Genomic DNA, 211 nt, shown 5'->3' on the forward strand with positions numbered 1-211 from the left:
GTTGCCGAGCACCTTGTCGATGCGCGCCTTCTCGACGTTGAGGATCTTGCCGCGGATCGGGAGGATCGCCTGGATGCGCGGGTCGCGGCCCAGGCGGGCCGAGCCGCCGGCCGAGTCGCCCACGACGATGAAGACCTCGCACTCGGCGGGGTTGGTCGACTGGCAGTCCGACAGCTTGCCGGGCAGGCCGCCGCCGCCGAGCAGGCCCTTG

General features: G+C 72.0%; 1 pseudogene. It reads right to left on the reverse strand.

The window, feature by feature from the left end:
- Positions 1-211: pseudogene (locus QWJ41_RS21795) on the reverse strand (DNA topoisomerase IV subunit B); the annotation flags it as partial.

Origin of the sequence: Nocardioides cremeus (genome assembly GCF_030518195.1) — a bacterium.
Lineage (GTDB): Bacteria > Actinomycetota > Actinomycetes > Propionibacteriales > Nocardioidaceae > Nocardioides > Nocardioides cremeus.